This window comes from Burkholderia sp. NRF60-BP8, assembly GCF_001522585.2.
In the GTDB taxonomy this organism is placed as follows: Bacteria; Pseudomonadota; Gammaproteobacteria; order Burkholderiales; family Burkholderiaceae; genus Burkholderia.
The window spans coordinates 3,312,952-3,333,365 of the sequence record NZ_CP013373.1; the positions used below are offsets into that span (position 1 = coordinate 3,312,952).

At 67.4% G+C, this 20,414-nt stretch carries 20 protein-coding genes; 12 read left to right on the forward strand and 8 right to left on the reverse strand.

The window, feature by feature from the left end:
* Positions 1 to 4 precede the first annotated feature (4 nt).
* A complete protein-coding gene (locus tag WS54_RS29080; protein ID WP_059780771.1) occupies positions 5 to 1,645 on the reverse strand; it encodes a GMC family oxidoreductase in 1,641 nt (546 codons plus the stop codon).
* Between the two features lie 725 nt (positions 1,646 to 2,370).
* Between WS54_RS29080 and WS54_RS29095 the strand changes: the two genes are divergently transcribed.
* Positions 2,371 to 3,813, forward strand: a complete 1,443-nt coding sequence (locus WS54_RS29095) for a coniferyl aldehyde dehydrogenase (RefSeq protein WP_034208655.1) — start codon at positions 2,371 to 2,373, stop codon at positions 3,811 to 3,813.
* Positions 3,814 to 3,892: 79 nt separating this feature from the next.
* On the opposite strand, the gene WS54_RS29100 is transcribed toward WS54_RS29095, so the two are convergent.
* On the reverse strand, positions 3,893 to 4,915 hold the full coding sequence (locus tag WS54_RS29100) for a serine/threonine protein kinase (RefSeq protein WP_080747826.1): 1,023 nt from the start codon (positions 4,913 to 4,915) through the stop codon (positions 3,893 to 3,895).
* A 272-nt stretch (positions 4,916 to 5,187) separates the two neighbouring features.
* Positions 5,188 to 5,400, reverse strand: coding sequence for a hypothetical protein (locus tag WS54_RS29105; RefSeq protein ID WP_006477514.1), 213 nt, complete (start codon positions 5,398 to 5,400; stop codon positions 5,188 to 5,190).
* 820 nt (positions 5,401 to 6,220) lie between these two features.
* Here WS54_RS29105 and WS54_RS29110 point away from each other — a divergent pair.
* Together WS54_RS29110 and WS54_RS29115 are read left to right on the forward strand one after the other, a co-directional pair.
* Positions 6,221 to 7,117 carry a DMT family transporter gene (locus tag WS54_RS29110; protein ID WP_059780819.1) on the forward strand — a complete coding sequence of 299 codons (897 nt, stop codon included), beginning with the start codon at positions 6,221 to 6,223 and terminating at the stop codon, positions 7,115 to 7,117.
* 352 nt (positions 7,118 to 7,469) lie between these two features.
* Positions 7,470 to 7,655, forward strand: a complete 186-nt coding sequence (locus WS54_RS29115; RefSeq protein WP_006482800.1) for a hypothetical protein — start codon at positions 7,470 to 7,472, stop codon at positions 7,653 to 7,655.
* A gap of 107 nt (positions 7,656 to 7,762) precedes the next feature.
* Here the strand turns inward: WS54_RS29115 and mgrA are convergent, their stop codons facing one another.
* The gene (gene mgrA, locus WS54_RS29120; protein ID WP_034208657.1) at positions 7,763 to 8,806 is read right to left on the reverse strand and encodes an L-glyceraldehyde 3-phosphate reductase; all 1,044 of its coding nucleotides are present in this window, start codon (positions 8,804 to 8,806) and stop codon (positions 7,763 to 7,765) included.
* A 193-nt stretch (positions 8,807 to 8,999) separates the two neighbouring features.
* On the opposite strand from mgrA, the gene WS54_RS29125 reads away from it, so the two are divergent.
* Complete coding sequence (locus tag WS54_RS29125) at positions 9,000 to 9,206, forward strand: DUF3185 family protein (RefSeq protein ID WP_034208658.1); 207 nt, start codon at positions 9,000 to 9,002, stop codon at positions 9,204 to 9,206.
* Between the two features lie 148 nt (positions 9,207 to 9,354).
* Here the strand turns inward: WS54_RS29125 and WS54_RS29130 are convergent, their stop codons facing one another.
* Positions 9,355 to 10,128, reverse strand: coding sequence for a phytanoyl-CoA dioxygenase family protein (locus WS54_RS29130; protein WP_034208659.1), 774 nt, complete (start codon positions 10,126 to 10,128; stop codon positions 9,355 to 9,357).
* A 352-nt stretch (positions 10,129 to 10,480) separates the two neighbouring features.
* Between WS54_RS29130 and WS54_RS29135 the strand changes: the two genes are divergently transcribed.
* Entirely contained in the window at positions 10,481 to 10,822 is a 342-nt protein-coding gene (locus WS54_RS29135) for a hypothetical protein (protein ID WP_034208660.1), read from the forward strand.
* A gap of 111 nt (positions 10,823 to 10,933) precedes the next feature.
* Here WS54_RS29135 and metK read toward each other — a convergent pair whose 3' ends face one another.
* Positions 10,934 to 12,121, reverse strand: coding sequence for a methionine adenosyltransferase (metK, locus tag WS54_RS29140; protein ID WP_059780769.1), 1,188 nt, complete (start codon positions 12,119 to 12,121; stop codon positions 10,934 to 10,936).
* 265 nt (positions 12,122 to 12,386) lie between these two features.
* Here metK and lpxL point away from each other — a divergent pair, with 265 nt between their 5' ends.
* Entirely contained in the window at positions 12,387 to 13,271 is an 885-nt protein-coding gene (gene lpxL, locus WS54_RS29145; protein ID WP_034208661.1) for a lauroyl acyltransferase LpxL, read from the forward strand.
* A gap of 31 nt (positions 13,272 to 13,302) precedes the next feature.
* Here the strand turns inward: lpxL and WS54_RS29150 are convergent, their stop codons facing one another.
* Both WS54_RS29150 and WS54_RS29155 read right to left on the reverse strand, forming a co-directional pair.
* Positions 13,303 to 13,605 (reverse strand): HigA family addiction module antitoxin, encoded by a 303-nt coding sequence (locus WS54_RS29150; protein WP_059780768.1) that lies wholly within the window; start codon positions 13,603 to 13,605, stop codon positions 13,303 to 13,305.
* Positions 13,606 to 13,618: 13 nt separating this feature from the next.
* On the reverse strand, positions 13,619 to 13,897 hold the full coding sequence (locus tag WS54_RS29155; RefSeq protein ID WP_059780767.1) for a type II toxin-antitoxin system RelE/ParE family toxin: 279 nt from the start codon (positions 13,895 to 13,897) through the stop codon (positions 13,619 to 13,621).
* A 391-nt stretch (positions 13,898 to 14,288) separates the two neighbouring features.
* Here WS54_RS29155 and dapF point away from each other — a divergent pair, with 391 nt between their 5' ends.
* The 6 genes from dapF (at position 14,289) to dksA (ending at position 20,334) form a co-directional block, all read left to right on the forward strand.
* Positions 14,289 to 15,158 (forward strand): diaminopimelate epimerase, encoded by an 870-nt coding sequence (dapF, locus tag WS54_RS29160; protein ID WP_059780766.1) that lies wholly within the window; start codon positions 14,289 to 14,291, stop codon positions 15,156 to 15,158.
* 39 nt (positions 15,159 to 15,197) lie between these two features.
* A complete protein-coding gene (locus WS54_RS29165) occupies positions 15,198 to 15,923 on the forward strand; it encodes a DUF484 family protein (RefSeq protein WP_034208665.1) in 726 nt (241 codons plus the stop codon).
* Between the two features lie 13 nt (positions 15,924 to 15,936).
* On the forward strand, positions 15,937 to 16,857 hold the full coding sequence (gene xerC / locus WS54_RS29170; protein ID WP_034208666.1) for a tyrosine recombinase XerC: 921 nt from the start codon (positions 15,937 to 15,939) through the stop codon (positions 16,855 to 16,857).
* A gap of 77 nt (positions 16,858 to 16,934) precedes the next feature.
* Positions 16,935 to 18,149: a class I SAM-dependent rRNA methyltransferase gene (locus tag WS54_RS29175; protein ID WP_059780765.1), complete on the forward strand. Its 1,215-nt coding sequence runs from the start codon at positions 16,935 to 16,937 to the stop codon at positions 18,147 to 18,149.
* Positions 18,150 to 18,344: 195 nt separating this feature from the next.
* A complete protein-coding gene (locus WS54_RS29180; RefSeq protein ID WP_059780818.1) occupies positions 18,345 to 19,424 on the forward strand; it encodes a CobW family GTP-binding protein in 1,080 nt (359 codons plus the stop codon).
* Positions 19,425 to 19,917: 493 nt separating this feature from the next.
* Entirely contained in the window at positions 19,918 to 20,334 is a 417-nt protein-coding gene (gene dksA / locus WS54_RS29190) for an RNA polymerase-binding protein DksA (protein ID WP_006477498.1), read from the forward strand.
* The last annotated feature ends 80 nt before the right edge of the window (positions 20,335 to 20,414 follow it).

The window sequence follows — 20,414 nt, forward strand, 5'->3', positions numbered from 1 at the left end:
GCGTCTAGCGGCCGTGCACCGCGGCAGCCGCCTCGCCGCGCGGCACGCCGCTGCGCCGCGCCGCGACGATGAAGTCGGCCGCGCGTTCGCCGATCATCACCGACGGCGCATTCGTGTTCCCGCCGATCAGCGTCGGCATCACCGACGCATCCACCACGCGCAGCGCGTCCACGCCGCGCACGCGCAGTTGCGGATCGACGACCGCGCGCGCATCCGAGCCCATCCGGCAGGTGCCGACCGGGTGATAGATCGTGTCCGCATGCGCGACGATCGTCGCGCGCAGTTCCGCTTCGCTCTGGTCCGGCCGCGTGTACAGCTCGCGCCCGCCCTGCGACGCGAGCGGCGCCTGCGACAGGATGCGCCGCATCGCCTGCGCGCCGCGCACCAGCAGGTCGAGATCGCGCGAATCGCTGAAGAAGCGCGGATCGATCAGCGGCGCGTCGCGCGCATCGCCGCTCGCGAGCGCGACCGTGCCGCGGCTGAACGGCCGCAATGCGCACACGTGCAGCGAATAGCCGAAACCCCAATGCATCTTGCGGTTGTGATCGTCGACGAGCGCCGTGCAGAAATGCAGTTGCAGGTCGGGACGCTCGAGCGACGGATCGCTCTTGATGAAGCCGCCGGCCTCCGCGACGTTGCTCGTCATCATCCCCGTGCGGCTCGAGAAATAGCGCGCGAGCGCCGGCGTCATCTTCGCGATGCCGCGCAGGCACACGCCGACCAGCTCCGACGAATTCACGCGCGTGTTGATGATGAAGTCGATGTGGTCGATCAGGTTCGTGCCGACGTCCGGCGCATCCTGCACGACCGCGATCCCGTGCCGGCGCAATTGCTCCGCCGGGCCGATCCCGGAACACATCAGCAGTTGCGGCGAATTGAACGCGCCGGCCGACAGGATCACTTCCGCGCGCGCGCCGAGCGTCTCGATCCGCCCGTTGCGCGACACGACGACGCCGACCGCGCGCTTGCCGTCGAACCCGAGGCGCAGCGCCGTCGCATCGGTGATCACGTGCAGGTTCGGCCGGTTGCGGCCGTAGATGTACGCGCGCGCCACGCTGCAGCGCGAGCCGTCGCGATGCGTGACCTGATAGAAGCCGACGCCTTCCTGCTTCGCGCCGTTGAAGTCGTCGTTCAGCGGATAGCCGGCCGCGTGCGCGGCCTGGATGAATCGTTCGGAGAACGGATTGCGAAAGCGCAGATCCGACACCGACAGCGGGCCGTCCGCGCCGTGCCACGCGTCGGCGCCGCGCTCGTTGCCTTCCGCGCGGCGGAAATACGGCAGCACGTCCTGCCAGCCCCAGCCCGTCGCGCCGAGTTGCGCCCACTCGTCGTAGTCGCCCGGGTGGCCGCGCGTGTAGATCATCGCGTTGATCGCGCTCGAGCCGCCCATCCCGCGCCCGCGCGGTTGATACCCGCGCCGCCCGCCGAGGCCCGGCTGCGGCACCGTCTCGTAGCCGTAGTTGGTGCCGAGCTTGAACGGCACCAGCGCCGCGATGCCGACCGGCATGTTGACGAGCAGGTTGCGCTCCGTATGCGAGCCGGCCTCGATCAGCGCGATCGTCGCATCGGGGCAGGCATCGGCGAGACGGCCGGCGAGGCTCGAGCCGCCCGAACCGCCGCCGACGATGATGTAGTCGTATTGCATGTCACGTCTCCGTCGTGTCATGGAAGGCGCCCGGCACCGCCGCGCGACCGCGTCTCCTCTTGTGTTCGGGCATTGTAGGAATGGCCGTCGCGTGCGCGGCGCGCGGATTCAAGAGCGATTCCTCTAAACGCCCGCGTGAACTAAATTTAAGATGTACCGATACGCTTCGCGCGATGTACCGGCCACGAGAAGCCGATTCGTCGCGAAACGGGAGGAACGACGATGCAGCGCCGGATTCTGCAGGCCGCGTGTCGACCGGGTGATCACGAGGTCGCGCGCGCGGCCCGTATTTCATTTCAAACGACGGCCCGCGCGACGATGCTCGGCATCATGCGTGCGGTCGGTCGAAATCGAACGGCGCGTGTCGTCGTCGACCGTTTGGACGGTGAGTCGGCGCCGCTGCACGATGCACGGCGGCGCGCGGTCGCATACGCGTCGCGCTACCCGGTCGCGGTGCGCGGGCAGACGATCGCGAGAAGGTATCGCGTGCCCGCTCGTCACCGTATCGAGTCGCGCGCGCAGGCCGTGCGGCACGATTTTCGGGCGCGCGCACCGTCGCGCGGATACGACGCCTGCCGCGTGCCGCCACCGGTTTTCGAGCACCCGTCGCATCCGGCCCCGTGCCGCGCGACACGCATCACCCGATCCGCGTCGCCGCGCTCGCCGAGCGTGCGCGTGCGGCGTGACGGCCGGCCGATCGGCCAGGCCCAACTGGAGGAGACGACATGAAGAACGACCTGCCCGAACTGGCCCCGCAAGCACTGCCGTCGGTCGATGCGCTGACGTCGCTGCTGCACGACCAGCGCGCGGCGTACCTGCGCGCACCGTACCCGGCATGGGACACGCGTGCGCAGCACCTGCGCGCGCTGCGCACGATGCTGATCGACCACGCGGACGCGCTCGCCGACGCGATCAGCGCCGATTTCGGCCATCGCGCGAAACAGGAAGTGCTGCTGTCGGAAATCTGGATGGCGAAGGAAGAGATCGACGACGCGCTGAAGCACGGCAAGCGCTGGATGAAGCCGATCCGCAAGCCGATGAACAAGTGGCTGCGCCCGGCGCGCGCGAAGGTGATCCCGCAACCGCTCGGCGTGGTCGGCATCGTCGTGCCGTGGAACTACCCGGTGCTGCTCGCGGCGGGCCCGCTGATCTGCGCGCTCGCCGCCGGCAACCGCGCGATCGTCAAGATGTCCGAACTGACGCCGCGCACGTCGGCGCTGTTCGAGCAGCTCGTCGGCAAGACCTTCGCGCGCGACCACGTCGCGGTCGTGAACGGCGACGCGGAGGTCGGCGCCGCATTCAGCGCGTTGCCGTTCGATCATCTGCTGTTCACCGGCTCGACGCACGTCGGTCGCCACGTGATGCGCGCGGCGGCCGACAACCTCACGCCCGTCACGCTCGAGCTCGGCGGCAAGTCGCCGGCGATCGTCGGTCCGAATGCGCGCTTCGACGCGGCCGTCGACGCGATCGTCGCCGGCAAGACGCTGAACGCCGGCCAGACCTGCATCGCGCCCGACTACGTGCTGCTGCCGCGCGGGATGGAAGGCGCGTTCATCGAACGCGCGCGGACCCGCTTCGCGAAGCTGTATCCGGACCTGGCGGCCAACGGCGACTACACGACGATCGTGTCGCCGCGTCACTACGCACGCTTGCAGCAACTCGCGAGCGACGCGCAGGCGGCCGGCGCGCAATTGCATCCGCTGTCCGACGCGCAGTCCGATCCCGTGTCGCGCCGCTTCGTGCCGTGCGCGGTCACGCAGGCGCCGGCCGCGTCGTCGCTGATGCAGGAGGAGATCTTCGGGCCGCTGCTGCCGCTCGTGCCGTACGAGCGGCTCGACGAGGCGATCGCGTACGTCAATGCGCGCCCGCGTCCGCTCGCGCTGTATCTGTTCGACGAGGATCGCGGCACGATCGACCGCGTGATGCGCGAAACGGTGTCGGGCGGCGTATCGATCAACGAAACGCTGATGCACATCGCGTGCGGCAGCTTGCCGTTCGGCGGCGTCGGTGCGAGCGGCATGGGCGCGTATCACGGCTACGACGGCTTCGTGACGTTCTCGAAGATGAAGCCGGTGCTCACGCAGGCGCGGCTGAACGCACGCAACCTGCTCGCGCCGCCGTACGGCAAACGCTTTGCCGCGCTGATCAAGCTGATGCTGAAATTCTGAGCCGGCCGGGCCGCACGCATCGCGTCGCGGCCCTTGCGTGCCTGATGCGCGGCACCACGCCACGCCGCGCACGCAGCCGTCACACCGGCCAGAGCGGCCCTTCCTGCATCGCGCCGATTTGCTCGCGCAATTCGAGCACACGCGCTTCCCAGTAACGATGCGTGTTGAACCACGGGAAGGCGGCCGGAAACGCGGGATCGTCCCAGCGCCGCGCGAGCCACGCCGCATAGTGGATCAGCCGCAGCGTGCGCAGCGCTTCGACCAGATGCAGCTCGCGCGGCTCGAATTCGCAGAAATCCTCGTAGCCGGCGAGCAGGTCCGCCAGCGCGCGCGACGCGCCTTCGCGATCGCCGGGCAGCAGCAGCCACAGATCCTGGACGGCCGGCGCCATCCGGCTGTCGTCGAAGTCGACGAAATGCGGGCCGGCATCGGTCCACAGCACGTTGCTCGGATGACAGTCGCCGTGCGTGCGCAGCAGGCGAACCGCTCCGGCGCGCTCGAACGCAGCCTCGACGCCTTCGAGCGCGAGCGCGACCGCGCTCGCGTACGCCGGTCTTACGTCGTCCGGAATGAAATCGTGCGCGAGCAGATAGTCGCGCGGCTCGTAGCCGAACGTATCGATGTCGAGCACGGGACGCGCAACGTACGGCTGCGTCGCGCCGACCGCATGAATGCGGCCGATGAAGCGGCCGAGCCATTCGAGCGTGTCGCTGCGGTCGAGATCGGGGGCGCGGCCGCCGCGCCGCTCGAAGATCGAGAAGCGGAAACCGTCGAACGCGTGCAGCGTGCGGCCGTCGAACGATCGCGCGGGCACCGCCGGAATCTCGCGCGCGGCGAGTTCGGCGACGAACGCATGTTCTTCGAGAATCGCGTCGTCCGACCAGCGCGCCGGGCGATAGAACTTCGCGACGACCGGCGGGCCGTCTTCGATACCGACCTGGTAGACGCGGTTTTCGTAGCTGTTGAGGGCGAGCAGGCGCCCGTCGGTGCGCAGGCCGGCCGGCATCAGCACGCTGTCGAGCGCGTCGAGCACGCATTCGGGCGTGAGGCCGGCGAACGGCGGGCTGGCGGGAGAAGCGGGAGCGGAAGTGGCGTCTGTCATGCCCCGCATTGTGCCGTCAGCCGGACCGAAAGACGAGCGTCCGGTGCGATGCGCCAAGGTCTGTTCACGTTAATAACGGACTTGCGCCGGCCCCATGGATGAATTTCTCCAAACGGGAGAACGCGCCTTTCCGCCCGCATGGCGGCGTCGTTCGTCGTTGCAATGGCGACGGCTATTGCGCCTCCTCTCTTCTTGCACGCACCAGAAGGAAGTCCCCTTGGGGGACGGGTGCAAAGGTGCGTTCGCAAGCCCGTTACAAGCGCGAACAGGCCCTAGTGAAGCGCCGCGCCGGCCGGCAGGACGGATTCGCCGGTGTCGATCAGATCCTCGAGAAAGAAGGGCTCGGTGTTGAGTTCTTTCGACTCGCCCGGCACGCCCGCGTACCAGGTCACCATGGCCATGTCGCCCAGGATGCGCTGGACGATGCCGCGCGCGCCTTTCGGCACCGCGATATGGGTAGTGCAGACGATCGACCCGATATGCATGATGGTTCCCCACTCTTGAATCTTGAAACCCGGCCCGCTGGCGAGCCGGCAAATGCACGATCCGCGCCGCTCTCGGCGGAGCGTTGCGCGTGATCCCATTGTTCACGGTTTATCGAAGCACGAAAAGAAGAAGAAGCACGCGAAGTGCCGCGAATTCGTCGAATGTCTCCAATCAACCACTGCGCCGGGCTCGTACTTGTCCGCCCGGTTACCCCCATCATACCCTGTCGAATGTGACCGCCCGCCGAAACCGCCCGGCGCCGCCGCGCGCACGGATTGACGCAATGCGCGTACCGCTTCGCTTCTTCCGTGCGGGATCGTCGGCACACGCGCCGCGATCGGCGCCGACTTCGCGTCGCGCGCGCCGCATGCCGACCGCTTTTCACCCGTTTGCGCATGCTCGCGTGCGCAGCGGCCGGCGCACCGGCGTCGGCCCGTATCGACGCAACATGTCGCTCGCGACAGGCAGCCGCCGACAGGCGTTGCGTTCGGCGGTTGTCTTGCGGTACCTTAGGCTTTCGTTCGCGTTCACTCGCATTCCGACACGATGCATCCGCTCACGTCCGCCCTCGCCCAATCCCGGCCGCAGTTCGACTCGCGACCGCAGGCGTGCGCGCATCCGTCGGTCCTTCCCCCTCCTGTCGCACCGCCGCCCGTCAGCGCTGCGCCGCCCCCGCCGGCGGCACGCGTCGGCTGACCGGCCGGCTTCCGTTTTCGTCTTCCATTCGCCTCGTTGGCTGCAGGTGCGTGCGTCGTGACGCACGGCATGTTGCTGCGCGCGCGAATGGAACGTTTCGATCCGTTCGACAGGTGGATTCACATGGTTCCGTTCAAACGCGCGCTTGCCGCGCATGGCGCGACGTCGCTCTTCGTGCTGCTGTGGAGCAGCGGGGCGATCTTCGCTGAACTCGGTCTGCGTCACGCATCCGCGTTCGCCTTTCTCACTGCCCGTTTCGCGCTCGCATCGCTCGTGCTGCTCGCGCTGGCCTTCGTGCGCAGGCGCTGGCTGCCACCGCGCGGCGAGCGGCGCATGGCCGCGCTGACCGGCTTGCTGATGATGGGCGGCTATTCGATCTTCTACCTGCTCGCGCTCGAGCGCGGCATCGCGCCCGGCGTGCTCGCGACGATCCTCGGCGTGCAGCCGATCCTCACGCTCGCGATCGTCGAGCGTCGCTGGCAGCCGGTGCGCATCGCGGGACTCGCGCTGTCGCTCGCCGGCCTCGCGCTCGTCGTCGGGCGTGGCGTGAGCGACATGAGCGGCGGGAAGGGCGGCCTGTCGGCTGCCGGCATCGCGTGCGCGCTCACGGCGCTCGTCGCGCTGACCGTCGGCTCGCTGCTGCAAAAGCGCGTCCGCGCGGCGCCCGCCGACGTGCTGCCGCTGCAGAATGCGATCGGCCTCGCGCTGTGCATCGCGATCGCGCCGTTCCGGCCGGTGTCGTTCGACGCGAGCTGGGCGTTCGTCGTGCCGCTGCTGTGGCTCGGCATCGTGATTTCGGTGATCGCGCAACTGCTGTTCTACCGATTGATGCAGCGCGGCGATCTCGTGAACGTGACGAGCCTGTTCTATCTCGTGCCCGTCGTCACCACGCTGATGGATGCCGTGTGGCTCGGCAACCGGCCCGAGCCGCTCGCGCTCGCCGGCATGGGCGCGATCGTCGCCGGGCTCGCGCTCGTGTTCCGCGCGCCGGCCGGCCGCCCGCAACCCGAGCGCGCGTGAGCGGGCGGGCCGCCGCGCCTGCGGGGGCGGCGGCCCGCATCGGACACATACGACGATTCCGCGAAAATCGAAAGGAACGGGAAAGATGCGTGCAAGGCGTTCGTCTTGCTTGCACGAAAAACGCGTGCTTCTCGGGGCTTTCCGCTGATTTTTAATGGTTCGGATAGCGAAAAACGCCGCCGGTTGCCTATACTCGAATGGACGGCCTGCACGTAACGGGCCGGACCCATACTAGAAACGCCCGGCATGGGACCGGGGTGAGCGTACGCATGCCGACTTCGGCCGACATCCCGCGAGGATGGAGCCCAGGCAAGCACCGAAACGCCCACTTCGGTCGACACTGGAGACACGCATGACGACCTATTTCACGATCGGCGACTTCATCCTGTTGATTCCGATGGCGCTGGCCGGAGCGCTATTTCTCGGCGCGGTGCCGTGCGCGACCCAATTCCGTCACAACCTGCTGCGCGTACTCGGCGTCATTCTCGGCGTCGGTGTCGCGGTGCTGCTCGTTGAAGGCCTGCCTGCGCTGATCTAGCGCGCCGCCAGTGCGCGACGTGCGTCGCTGCATCGCCGCGACGCGACGTACGGTCCGCGGGCCGGCGACACGGCACGCGATGTTTCGCATGCCGTATCGACTCGCGATCAGATCGCCTGATCGGTGGACGGCTTTTCCCACAGATTGATGCCGCCTTCCGTCGCGTAACGATCGATCTCCGCGAGCTCCTCCGCCGAGAATTCGAGGTTCTTCAACGCACCGACGTTCTCGCGCACCTGCTCCGCGCGGCTCGCGCCGATCAGCGCGGACGTCACGCGACCGTGACGCAGCACCCACGCCAGGGCCATCTGCGCCAGGCTCTGCCCGCGCCGTTCGGCGATCGTGTTGAGCTTGCGCACATGCTCGAGGTTGTCCGCGCTCAGGTGTTCCTGCTTCAGCGAGCCGCCGCCCGGCTTGTTCACGCGCGCGTCGGCCGGCACGCCATTCAGGTACTTCGACGTCAGCAAGCCCTGCGCGAGCGGCGTGAACGCGATGCTGCCCGCGCCGACGTCGTCGAGCGTGCCGAGCAGGTCGCGCTCGATCCAGCGGTTCAGCATGTTGTACGAAGGCTGGTGAATCAGCAGCGGCACCTTGTATTGCGCGAGCAGCTCGGCCATCTCGCGCGTCTTCGCGGCCGAATACGACGAGATGCCGATGTAGAGCGCCTTGCCCTGCTGCACGGCCGACGCGAGTGCGCCCGCCGTTTCCTCGAGCGGCGTGTGCGCGTCGAATCGGTGCGAATAGAAGATGTCGACGTAGTCGAGCCCCATCCGCTGCAGGCTCTGGTCGAGACTCGCGAGCACGTACTTGCGCGATCCGCCGCCGCTGCCGTACGGCCCCGGCCACATGTCCCAGCCGGCCTTCGTCGAGATCAGCAGCTCGTCGCGATACGGCCGGAAATCCTCCTTCAGCAGCCGGCCGAAATTGATTTCGGCGCTGCCGTACGGCGGCCCGTAGTTGTTCGCGAGGTCGAAGTGGTTGATGCCGAGGTCGAACGCGGTGCGCAGGATCTCGCGCTGCGTCGAGATCGGCGTCGAGTCGCCGAAGTTGTGCCACAGACCCAGCGACAGGGCGGGTAGTTTGAGCCCGGATTTGCCGCAGGTGCGGTATTGCATGTCGGCATAACGTTCGGAAGCTGCTTCGTAGGCCATGAGTCTGTTCCGTCAGGACATCGGGGGAAGGGACGCGCGCCGGCCGCGCACGTGGCGCGACGGCGGCGAAGGAGTCATACGACGACTATGGTAGCGAAAGCGGCCGGATCGCGCACGGCGGCACGGCGATGGACGCGACCGCGGCCGTCGCCTACACTGCGGCGTCTCGAATCACCGTTTCAGCGAGGTTGGTATGTCCCGGGTCATCTCGGTTGCACTGCTCGTCGGCGGCATCGTGCTGCTGTATTTCGGCGGCCAGTCGTTCCATTCGATCAACGACAACGTGTCGCGCTTCTTCACCGGCTCGCCGGCGACGAAGACGATTCTGCTGATCGTCGGCGGCGCCGTCGCGTCGTTCGCCGGCCTGATCGGCCTCGCGATGCCGGGCAGCAAGCGCTGATCGCTGCGCATCGCGACACCCGCACGCCCTGCCTCGCGCGCGCGGGCCCCAAACGAAACGGGCGGCCACGCCACCCGTTGCTTCATTCGCCCGCGACGCGCCGCATCGCGTGATCGGAGCGGCAACACCCTGCCGCGTCGATCCCGACCTAGAACTGCACTTCCGGCTTCGACGCCGAGCGTGTGCCGGGCACCGGCCGGTTGCTTGCGCCGTGATACGTGTACACGAGCGAGAACTTCACCTGGTCGGAACGGTTCTGCCCGGCCGAATGCAGCGTGTTGCAGTGGAAGAACACGACATCGCCCGTTCCCAGCGACGGACACGTGGCCGCGTCGATCATCCTGCGGTTTTCCGGCAGATCGCCGCGGAAGAATTTCGCGTCGTCGAACGCTTCCGGCCCGAATTCGGCCGTATGCGAACCGGGCACGAGCCACAACGCGCCGTTCTCGTTGGTTTCCGGCCCGAGGGCGAGCCACACCGACACCATGTCGGGGCGCTCGAACGCCCAGTAGCGGAAATCGCGATGCCAGCCGGTCAGGCTGCCGTACGCCGGGTGCTTCGTCATCATGCAGTTGTGATGCGCGCGCGACAGCACGGGCTCTTCACCGAAATACTCGCGCATCCACGCGCCGATTTCAGGGGCCACCGCGCGCTCGGCAAACGCCGGATCGCGCGAATACGCGTCGAGCAGCCGCCGCACCGTATGCCCGCCCGGCGCATGCTTCGATTCGGGCGCGCCCGGGTAGCGCAGGTCGGCCTCGAACTCGATCGGCTCGGCGGCCTCCCGCAACTGACGCTCCGCGATCTGCCTGAGCGCCGCGCACTGCGCCTCGCCGACGAGGCCGCGCGCGACGACGAAGCCGCGCTCGCGCAATTCCGCGACTTGCGCGCGGATCGATTCCGACTGCAATGGAGACGACATGGGATGCCAGACGTTTATTGTGTGAATGTGACGATTGTAAATCGACGCCGGATACCGCGAACAGCACCATTGTCGTGCGCAGGGGCATGCCAATCGCGGCTTTGATCCGGGTCAAGGGAACTGTGCGACGCGGCACCTGCCTCAGCGACAGGCGGTATGCGGCACACGCGTTGCGGCACAAGGGTTTATCGCGACTTTTGCCCGTCACGAAACCCCTGTAGCCTGACGCGGCCTGTCAATTCTGGCGGGGGCGGCGCGCAGCGGGATCCGATAAGATCCGTTGTGCCATCCGAGGCCGTTCATACCAGTGCGCTCTTCAGGGCGCCATCCATACAAGCGAAGCATCGTTCACATGCCATTCCGTCTGACTTCCCGTTTCAACCGCGCTGCGAAGCGCGTCGTGCCGTCCGCTCCCGCCCGCTCGCTGCGCCATCACCGCGCACGCACGCAGGCGCTGGCCGAGCGTACGCACACGCACAGCCGGCTGGACGGCATCCGTGCGTGGTTCCACGCGTTTTTCTCGATGATGAGCGCGCAGACGTTCGCGCGCCGCGCCGGCCTGCGCTCGCTGCTGCAGAAGCCGTCGTCGCTGCGCGCGCTCGCGCTGCGCCGCACGCTCGGCCCGCAGCGCCGCGTCAACCGCCCGCGCCGCCTCGCGGCGAGCAACGGCTGGTTCGGGTTCGGCGCACGCTGAGCGAGTGGTTGGCGGGCATGGCCCGCACCGATCGCCGCCATTGCATCGGCTACCGAAAGCCATAAAAAAACCCCGGTCTGGCCGGGGTTTTTCATTTCAGGCGAACGACGCTTACGCGACGCGTGCCGTCGGCTCCACACCGGCCGCTTCGGCCAGCGCGAGCGCCTTGTCGGTCGCTTCCCACGAGAATTCCGGCTCTTCGCGGCCGAAGTGGCCGTAAGCCGCGGTCTTCTCGTAGATCGGGCGCAGCAGGTCGAGCATCTTGATGATGCCCTTCGGACGCAGGTCGAAATGCTCGCGCACGAGCTTCGTGATCACCGCATCCGACACGCGGCCCGTGCCGAACGTGTTGACCATCACCGAGGTCGGCTCGGCCACGCCGATCGCGTACGACACCTGGATCAGCGCGCGCGACGCGAGGCCCGCGGCGACGATGTTCTTCGCGACGTAGCGGCCGGCATAGGCAGCCGAACGGTCGACCTTCGACGGATCCTTGCCCGAGAACGCGCCGCCGCCGTGCGGTGCGGCACCGCCGTACGTGTCGACGATGATCTTGCGGCCGGTCAGGCCGCAATCGCCCTGCGGGCCGCCGATCACGAACCGGCCGGTCGGGTTCACGAGGAACTTGATGTCGCCCTTGATCAGATCGGCCGGCAGCGTCGGCTTGATGATTTCCTCGATCACGGCTTCGCGCAGCGCGGGCAGCTCGATGTCCGGTGCGTGCTGCGTCGACAGCACGACGGTGTCGATCGAATCGGGCTTGCCGTCCACGTAGCGGACGGTGACCTGCGACTTCGCGTCCGGACGCAGCCATCGCAGGCGACCGTCGCGGCGCAGGCTGGCCTGGCGCTCGACGAGGCGATGCGACAGGTAGATCGGCAGCGGCATCAGTTCCGGCGTTTCGTCGCACGCATAGCCGAACATCAGGCCCTGGTCGCCCGCGCCTTGATCGAGGTTGTCGTCGTGTGCGCGATCGACGCCCTGCGCGATGTCCGGCGACTGCTTGTCGTACGCGACGAGCACCGCGCAGCCCTTGTAGTCGATGCCGTAGTCGGTGTTGTCGTAGCCGATGCGCTTGATCGTGTCGCGCGCGATCTGGATGTAATCGATGTTGGCCGTCGTGGTGATTTCACCGGCCAGCACGACGAGACCCGTGTTGCACAGCGTTTCCGCCGCAACGCGGGAGTATTTGTCCTGCTCGAGGATGGCGTCGAGAATCGCGTCCGAGATTTGGTCCGCGACCTTGTCCGGATGGCCTTCGGAGACGGATTCGGACGTGAAGAGATAATCGTTTGCCACTTTTTCAGGCTCCTGTGTGGTTACGGTTGGTTTCACGTAGCCAGCTTCGTTGGGCCTGAAGCGGCGACGCTTTAGCGGATTACCAGGACCGGGCAGCGTGTGTCGCGCCAGCCGGCTTCGCCCCGCAAGTTGTCAGTTAACTCGGCGAAGCCCGTATTATAGCGGCTTTCCTGAATTGTCACAGAGCGCCGCCCGTGCTGCATCTTCCGCTGTCTCACCACCCTGTTCGCAACGTGCCGGCCTGCCGGCCCTACGGAGCTTCCGCATGCTAGGCCGCCTCGGCACGCACCTCGCCATCGGCTTGCTGAAGCTGCTCGCCCTGCTGCCGTACGGTCTCACCGCACGGTTCGGCGACGGCCTCGGCTGGCTGCTGTATCAGATCCCCAGCCGGCGAAAGCGCATCGTACATACGAATCTGAAACTCTGCTTCCCCGACTGGAGCGACGAGCGGCGCGAGGACGTGGCGGGCCGGCATTTCCGCCATGCGATCCGCAGCTACGTCGAGCGCAGCGTGCAGTGGTTCGGCTCGGAGAAAAAGCTCGCGAAACTGATCCAGGTCGACAGCGCGGTCGATCTCACCGATCCCGACCTGCCGCCGACGCTGTTCCTCGGGCTGCACTTCGTCGGCATCGAAGCCGGTTCGATCTGGCTCAACCGGTCGCTGCAGCGCCGCTGCGGATCGCTGTACCAGCCGTTCTCGAACGCGGTGCTCGAGGAAGAGGCGAAGAAGGCGCGCGGGCGCTTCGACGCCGAGATGGTCGGTCGCGCGGACAGCGCGCGCGTCGTGCTGCGCTGGCTGCGCGACCGCAAGCCGGTGATGCTCGGCGCCGACATGGACTACGGGCTGCGCAATTCGACGTTCGTGCCGTTCTTCGGCGTGCCGGCGTGCACGCTGACGGCCGTCGGCCGGCTCGCGAAGACGGGCCGCGCGCAGGTCGTGCCGTTCATCGGCGAGGTGCTGCCGAACTACAAGGGCTATCGGCTGAAGGTGTTCAAGCCGTGGGACAACTACCCGACCGGCGACGACGATCTCGACGCGCGGCGGATGAACGAATTCCTCGAGGAACAGATTCCGCTGATGCCCGAGCAGTATTACTGGGTGCACAAGCGCTTCAAGACGCGCCCGCCCGGCGAGCCGAGCCTCTACTGAGACTGAGCAGCATCGGCCTGCGGGCGCACGGTCAGGCGCGCGTCCGCGCTCGGGTTACCTTCGGCACGCCTTTCGCGCGTGCCTGCCACAGATCGTAGGCGGATTGCTGCGCGAGCCACAGATCCGCACGGCCGCCATTCTCCTCGCCGAGCCATGCCTCGAGGCGCAGCGCCATTTCCGGCGAGATTCCTGCATGGCCGTGCAGGATGCGCGACAGCGCCGCGCGCGTGACGCCAAGTTGCGCGGCAGCCTCGGTGACAGTCAGGCCCAGCGCCGGTAGCACGTCCTCGCGCAACGCTTCGCCCGGATGCGGTGGATTGAAGATGCGAGTCATGGCTTGAATCACCTCAATGGTAGTCCTGGTAATCGACCAGGACGGCATCGGCTCCGTCGAAGCTGAACGTCAAACGCCCGTTGCTGCTCACGCTCACCGCGTAATGGCCGTCCAGCCCTCGGGCCAGGCCGTGAAAGCGCCAGCCCGGCACGTTCATGTCGAGCGGCCGGCTCGCAGCGTCGAGACGTGCGAGCTGGCGCCGTAACCTCGGGGCATGGTCGGGCCGGATGCCCGCCTTGTTCCCGCTCGTGAAAAACGCTTCCAGCCCCTTGTGCTGCCACGACTTGATCATGGATCTCCCACATTCGAGTCGCGATGCCGACAGCATGGCCCATGCGTATAGCCACACTATACGAATCGCTTGATTGCGCTGTCAATTTGACCTGTACGAAAGTGCGCGTCCCGCTCATCCGCTGTTTTCGCCGAGCCTTGCGCCCGCCGCGACAGGTTCGCCACACCGCACCAATTTGCCCACCCGCCTCGCATGCGACCAGTCGACCGATCGGCAGATACCGCTCCCTGCCCGCCTTCGCCCGCGGTACAAACCGGTCGCCCGCGCAGGACGCCCCTGTCGGCTGCATGTATCATTTGCGGTTGAGATCAGCACGACGAACGAGGCCGCCCCGGCGTGGCCGCCGGCCGTCCGTGCCGACCGCCTCGTTCGCCATGGAATTCCGGACCCAGTGAAACTCTCGTTCACCAAGATGCACGGCGCGGGCAACGACTTCGTCGTGCTCGACGGCTATTCGCGCGCGCTGCCGCCGCTCACCGATGCGCAGGTGCGCGCGCTCGCCAACCGCCACTTCGGCATCGGCGCCGATCAGTTGCTGCTGGTCGAGAAACCGACCGTCGACGGCGCGGATTTCAAGTACCGGATCTTCAATTGCGACGGCGGCGAGGTCGAGCACTGCGGCAACGGCGCGCGCTGTTTCGTGAAGTTCGTCAGCGACCGCGGCCTGACCGACAAGCGCAGCGTGCGCGTGCAGGTCATGAAGGGCCTGATCACGCTGACGATGCAGGACAACGGCGAAGTCGTCGTCGACATGGGCGCGCCCGTGTTCGCGCCGGCGCAGGTGCCGTTCGATGCATCGGGCCTCGACGGCCGGGCCGACGGCAACGACACGCTGTGGCCGCTCGACGTCGGCGGCGCGACGCGCTGGATCTCGACGGTATCGATGGGCAACCCGCACGCGGTGCAGGTCGTCGACGACGCCGAAGCGTATCCGGTGCTGGAAGAAGGCCCGCTGATCGAGCGCCATGCGCGCTTCCCGCAGCGCGTGAACGCCGGTTTCATGCAGATCGTGTCGCGCCGCGAAGTGAAGCTGCGCGTGTACGAACGCGGCGCGGGCGAGACGCTCGCGTGCGGCACCGGCGCGTGCGCGGCGGTCGCGGCCGGCATCCGGCGCGGCCTGCTCGATTCGCCCGTGACCGTGCACACGCACGGCGGCACGCTGACGATCGGCTGGGACGGCGCGCGCGACGAAGCCGCCGCGCTGACGATGGCCGGCCCCGCCGCGACCGTGTTCGAAGGCGAGATCGACCTGACCGCCTGACCCTGCAACGTCCTTGACAACACTGAACGCTCCAGCCACATGAACGATCGCGAAGTCGCCGACTACCTGCTCGCCAATCCCGAATTCTTCGCGCAGCACGCCGAGCTGCTCGCGACGATCCGTCTCGCGAACCCGCACGGCAAGGCCGCGATCTCGCTGCAGGAGCGGCAGATGGAGATGCTGCGCGACAAGAACAAGCATCTCGAACGCCGGCTCGCCGAGCTCGTGCGCTACGGGCACGAGAACGACAGCCTGTCCGCGAAGTTCAGCCGCTGGACCGCGCGCGTGATCGCGGAGCGCGATCCGTACGCGCTGCCGCGCACGATCGCCGACGGCATCGCCGACGTGTTCGACGTGCCGCAAACGGCGGTGCGCGTGTGGGATGTGGCCGACACCTACGCGCAAGCCGACTTCGCACGCCAGGTCGGCGAGGAAGTGCGCCTGTTCACGAACGGCCTGTCCACGCCGTACTGCGGCGCGAACACGGGCTTCGAGGCCGCCCAGTGGCTCGCGCCCGCGCTCGCCGCCCCGGCCGCGAGCGCGGCGGAGGGCGCCGAAGCCGCGCCGGCCGGCGACGGCTCGGCCGCATCGGTCGCGCTGCTCGCGCTGCGTGCGCCGCTCGCCGGCAACGACGCGCCCGCGTTCGGCCTGCTGGTGCTCGGTTCGCCCGATCCGCGCCGCTTCCACGACGGGATGGCCACCGACTTCCTCGCGCAGATCGCGACGCTCGCGAGCGCCGCGCTCACGCGCCTGCTGCCGCACTGATTCGCCGCACGCGATGACCGACGATCCGATCGCCGCCTACCTGTCGAACCTGAAGCACGTCAGGCAGCTGTCGGAACACACGCTGCGCGGGTACGCGCACGAACTCGACGAACTGAAGAAGCTCGCGGCCGGCCGCCCGCTCGAAGCATTGACCGCCGCCGACATGCGCGGCGCGGTCGTGCGCGCGCACGCGGCCGGGCTGTCCGCGCGCTCGATCTCGCACCGGCTTTCCGCATGGCGCGCGTTCTATCGCTGGTTCGCGCAGCGCATCGAGATGCCCGCGAATCCCGTGGCCGGGGTACGCGCGCCCAAGCGCGAGAAATCGCTGCCCAAAGCGCTGTCGGTCGACGATGCGGTCGCCCTCATGGATACGCCGCTGCCCGAGACGACCGAAGGCGTCCGCGACCACGCGATCCTCGAGCTGTTCTATTCGTCGGGGCTGCGCCTCGCCGAACTGGTCGGGCTCGATGTCGGGTACGTGCAGGCCGACGGCTACCGCTCGGCCGGCTGGCTCGATCTCGCCGAAGCCGAAGTCACCGTGCGCGGCAAGGGCAACAAGGAGCGCAAGGTGCCGGTCGGCCGCAAGGCGATCGATGCGCTGAACGCGTGGCTCGCGGTGCGCGGCGAATTCGTGAAGCACGATCCGCATCCGCTGTTCGTGTCGGTGCGCGGCAACCGGATGTCGCCGGGCGTCGTGCGCGAGCGCGTGAAGCGCGCGGCGCTCGCCGCCGGCATTCCCGCCAACGTCCACCCGCACGTGCTGCGCCACTCGTTCGCGACGCACGTGCTGCAGTCGAGCGGCGACCTGCGCGCGGTGCAGGAACTGCTGGGCCACGCGAGCGTCGCCGCGACGCAAATCTATACGTCGCTCGACTTCCAGCATCTCGCGAAAATTTACGACAGCGCGCATCCGCGCGCGAAGAAGCGCGACTGACGCGCGTCCCGTGTTACCCGCCGCGCGCGGCGGCCGGCATCGGCCGGCGTCGTGCCCGGCCCCCTTTCGATCTCATCATGCAAACCGTCACCCTCAAGCCGTCCAAGGAAAAATCGCTGCTGCGCCGCCATCCGTGGATCTACGCCAATGCGATCGACCGCGTCGACGGCAAGCCCGCCCCCGGCGCGACCGTGCTCGTGCGCGCGCACGACGGCCGCTTTCTCGCGCGCGGCGCGTACAGCCCGCAGTCGCAGATCCGCGTGCGGGTGTGGAGCTTCGACGAGAACGAGCCGATCGATCACGCGTTCTTCAAGCGCCGCGTGCAGCGCGCGGTCGCGCACCGCACGACGATGGTGTCGGGCACGGGCGCGGTGCGGCTCGTGTTCGGCGAAGCCGACGGGCTGCCGGGGCTGATCGTCGACCACTACGTCGCCGATACCGCCGAAGCCGGCGCGACGCCGCGCGGCCAGCTCGTATGCCAGTTCATGGCGGCCGGCGTCGAAGCGTGGAAGGACGCGATCGTCGCGGCGCTCGTCGGCGCGACCGGCTGCCCGAACGTGTACGAGCGCTCGGACGTGTCGATCCGCGACAAGGAAGGGCTCGAGCAGACGACCGGCGTGCTGGCCGGCGACGCGCCGCCCGCGACGCTGATCGCGAACGAAAACGGCGTGCGCTATCACGTCGACGTGCCGAACGGCCACAAGACCGGCTTCTACGTCGACCAGCGCGACAACCGCGCGCTCGTCGCGCAGTACGCGGCCGGCCGCGACGTGCTGAACTGCTTCTGCTACACCGGCGGCTTCTCGCTCGCGGCGCTCAAGGGCGGCGCGAAACGCGTGGTGTCGATCGACTCGTCGGGCGACGCGCTCGCGCTCGCGCAGCAGAACGTCGTGGCGAACGGCTTCGACGCGGCGCGCGCGACCTGGCTCGATGCCGATGCGTTCAAGACGCTGCGCCGCCTCGTCGACGAAGGCGAGCGTTTCGACCTGATCGTGCTCGATCCGCCGAAGTTCGCGCCGACGCGCGACAGCGTCGACCGCGCGGCCCGCGCGTACAAGGACATCAACCTGAGCGGCTTCAGGCTGCTGCGCCCGGGCGGCCTGCTGTTCACGTACTCGTGCTCGGGCGCGATCGACATGGACCTGTTCCAGAAGATCGTCGCGGGCGCGGCCGCCGACGCGAAGGTCGACGCGCGCATCCTGAAGCGGCTCGGCGCGGGCATCGATCATCCGCTGCTCGCCGCGTTCCCGGAGGGCGAATATCTGAAGGGCCTGCTGTTGCAAATCGTCTGATCGCCCCGATCTAGCGCGGACGACCGCGCCCGCCCCCGCCCGGTTGGCGGCACAGCGCTTTCGCCTGTCGTCCGGACGACGGGCGGGGGCTTGACAGGTATGTTTCAATGGATGGTTGTGCGCCCCGGCTCGCAGCGCGAGGGCGCGACGCACATCCTGGTTTTGACCCCGATTCACGAACCACAGGCGACCGACATGGCCACTCCCGTCACCATCCTCACCGGCTTCCTCGGCAGCGGCAAGACGACGCTGCTCAAGCGCATCCTGAACGAACAGCACGGCATGAAGATCGCCGTGATCGAGAACGAGTTCGGCGAAGAGAACATCGACAACGAAATCCTCGTGCAGGATTCGAACGAGCAGATCATCCAGATGAGCAACGGCTGCATCTGCTGCACGATCCGCGGCGACCTTGCCCGCGCGCTCGGCGATCTGGCCGCGAAAAAGCGCGAAGGCAAGCTCGACTTCGACCGCATCGTGATCGAGACGACCGGCCTCGCGAACCCGGGCCCCGTCGCGCAGACCTTCTTCATCGACAGCGAAATCGCCGACGATTTCCTGCTCGACGCGGTCATCACGCTGGTCGACGCGAAGCACGCGAACGCGCAGCTCGACGAACACGAAGTGGTGCAGCGCCAGGTCGGCTTCGCCGACCGCCTGTTCATCACGAAGTCGGACCTGGTCGACAGCGAGACCGTCGCCGGCCTCAAGCACCGCCTGATGCACATGAACCCGAAGGCCGCGATCAAGATCGTGAATTTCGGCGAAGCGGACATCAAGGAAATCTTCGACCTGCGCGGCTTCAACCTGAACGCGAAGCTCGAGATCGATCCCGATTTCCTCGCCGAGGACGATCACGCGCACGCCCACCACGATCACGACCATGATCATGATCACGCCGATTGCGACCACGATCACGGCCAATGCGCGCACGATCACGGCCATGGCCACCACGACCACCACCACGCGCACCATGACGACAAGATCAAGTCGTTCGTGTACCGCAACGACCGCCCGTTCGATCCGAACAAGCTGGAAGACTTCCTCGGCGGCATCCTGCAGATCTACGGCGAGCGGATGCTGCGCTACAAGGGCGTGCTGTACATGAAGGGCGTCGACCGCAAGGTCGTGTTCCAGGGCGTGCACCAGATGATGGGCAGCGACCTCGCGGCCAAATGGCTGCCGGCCGAGAAGAAGACCAACAAGATGGTGTTCATCGGCGTCGACCTTCCGCAGGACCTGATCACCGACGGCCTCGACGCCTGCCTCGCCTGATCCGCGCGGGCGCCTGCCCGCCACCGTTGCCCGGCCGCCTTCGCAGGCGGCCGCGGCAGCCGCGCGGCGCCTTTTCCGGGCAGGGTTTCGTCGTCATCGCTTTTTCGCGATTTGCGCGTTATATTTTCAAGATATTGGCGTGGCCGACGGGGATCGACCCGATACGGCGCCCGCTTGCGATTCAGTTACAATACGTGCCCGCTGGAGTACGGCAACAAACAGGCCCGGTTCTTGCTGAACCATATCCGGGCATCGCAACCGCGCCGGATCGCCCATCCGCCTCCCGGCCGCGGCCGATGCGATCTGCCGCGCAGCACACCGGTTCGCAGCGCGCGCAAATCAGCGCCAGGCCTATCCCTGGTATTTGAGAACCGGTTTCCAGAGGCTTTCGGCCCCGCGGCGGCAAATCGCAAATGATTGCAAGCGCGGTTGCGGGTAATCCCAAAGTGCAGGCACTATCTCTTGATTTGCCGCACATTGAAGAAGCAAGCAGATGACGAAGAAACTCTTGACCGAAGCCGAAATCCTGAAGATGAGCGACAAGGATTACATGAATGAGGATCAGCTCGCCTTCTTCAAAAATCGGCTCGAACAGTTGCAGGCGGACATCCTCAAGAATGCAGGCCAGACGACCGAGAACCTGCGCGAGACGGTGATCGTCCCCGATCCCGCCGACCGCGCGACGATCGAGGAAGAGCACGCGCTCGAGCTGCGTACGCGCGATCGCGAACGCAAGCTCCTCAAGAAGGTTCAGCAGTCGCTCGCCCGCATCGATTCCGGCGATTACGGCTGGTGTGAGGAAACCGGCGAACCGATCGGCATTCCGCGCCTGCTCGCGCGTCCGACCGCCACGCTGTCGCTCGAGGCGCAGGAGCGCCGCGAGTTGCGCCAGAAGCTGTTCGGCGACTGATCGAGCGGCATTCCGCTCAGACACGCTGCTTCCCGGAAGCGCGCGGCCTGCCGCGCGCTTTTTGTTTTTCCGGCGCCGGC